Consider the following 1671-nt stretch of genomic DNA (forward strand, 5'->3'; position numbering starts at 1 on the left):
TTTTCAAAGTTTTCCGCAAGATATTAGATCCCCCCCAGCCCCCCTTATTAAGGGGGGAGCCATACTCAAAGTCCCCCTTTTTTAAGGGAAACGGGGGTACTCGGAGTTTGAAGACACGCCCTAGGGGTGGGTTCCCATCTGGCCATCTCCCCATCTGGCCATCTCCCCATCTCCCCTGATTCAGGTTAAAGCTGTATTAACCTCAAGCCCCTACAGCTTCCTTAGCGGCATACATCACTTCAAGAGTGATTTCACTAAAGCCACGCTCACGAGCAAACTTCTCAGTATTGCGCTTCACTTTACCGCGAACAAAACCAGGCACCTTATTCAGTTCTGCTTTAGCGTCCTTACTCCAGTTCAGGTCAGAATCAGCAGAGATACCCTTGGTAATCACTTCCTTGGTATCATGACCACCAAAGATTTCCAACAAGTGGTCTTCCATACCCAAGGTGAAGGAATTGTAGACCAAATCAGCAATTTGGTTAGTGCCTTCGTAACCCATGAAGGGGCGATAACCGATGGGGAAGTTTTGGATATGAATTGGAGCAGCAATCACACCACAGGGAATATTCAAGCGCTTACCAACGTGCCGTTCCATTTGGGTACCGAAAATCGCAGCAGGTTCAATTCGTGCGATCGCATCCCCAATCTGACCATTATCATCACTGATCAGGATCTCATCACAGTATTCGCTCACCTGCTCCTTGAACCAGTCCGCATCATACTTGCAGTAGGTACCAGCCAGCACCACATGAATACCCATCTCCCGTGCCAGAATCTTAGTCATAGCCGCAGCGTGGGTATTATCTCCGAAAACCACAGCCTTCTTACCCGTCAAGTTCTGGCAGTCGATGGAGCGAGAGAACCAGGCAGCTTGAGAAACGTACAGGGTTTGGTTGTTGATGTACTCTTCGTAATCGACATTAGCACCTTGACCATTGACAATTTCCTGAATTTTACGGATACAACGGGCAGTTTCCACCACACCCAGAGGAGCAATATCGACATAGGGCATCGAGAACTCTTCTTCCAGGTAACGGGCACTCATCAAGCCAATTTCCCGATAAGGCAACAGGTTAAACCAAGCCCGAGGTAGATTTTTCAGATTGTGAACAGAAGCTCCCTCTGGGATGACTTCGTTAACTTCAATGCCCAAATCAGCCATCAGCCGCTTCAGTTCAGTACAATCGTGTTGATTGTGGAAGCCAAGGGTAGAAATACCAATGATGTTAACCGAGGGCTTTGCGGTTTTGCCCTCTGGCAACTCACCCTTCTTGCGGGCTTTGTTGAGGTAGAACTGAATAATTTGATCTAGGGTGCGGTCAGCCGCTTGCAATTCATTGACCCGGTAGTGGTTGACATCTGCCAACATCACATCAGCCTTAGCATCCATCTGAGCCCGGTTTACGAAGTTCTCCAGGTCTTCTTGTAGGATACTGGAGGTGCAGGTGGGGGTAAGCACAATCAGATCAGGGTTTACCTCCTGATCTTTGCGGGTGATGTTGTCTACCACTTTTTCCTGAGAACCCCGTGCTAGCACGTTCCGGTCAACAATACTAGCAGTTACCGGAGTGTAGTCCCGCTCTCGCTCTAGCATGGAGCGCATCACGTTGAAGTAGTCATCCCCTAGGGGGGCATGCATAATAGCATGGACGTTCTTAAAAGAACTCA

General features: G+C 48.8%; 1 protein-coding gene. It reads right to left on the reverse strand.

Going from position 1 to position 1671, the window contains the following annotated elements; all coding sequences use genetic code 11:
* Window positions 1–202 precede the first annotated feature (202 nt).
* A partial coding sequence (bchB, locus tag F6K20_RS37495) for a ferredoxin:protochlorophyllide reductase (ATP-dependent) subunit B (RefSeq protein ID WP_287298255.1) occupies window positions 203–1671 on the reverse strand: 1469 nt, incomplete at its 5' end.

Origin of the sequence: Moorena sp. SIO2C4, assembly GCF_010672485.1 — a bacterium.
GTDB lineage: Bacteria > Cyanobacteriota > Cyanobacteriia > Cyanobacteriales > Coleofasciculaceae > Moorena > Moorena producens.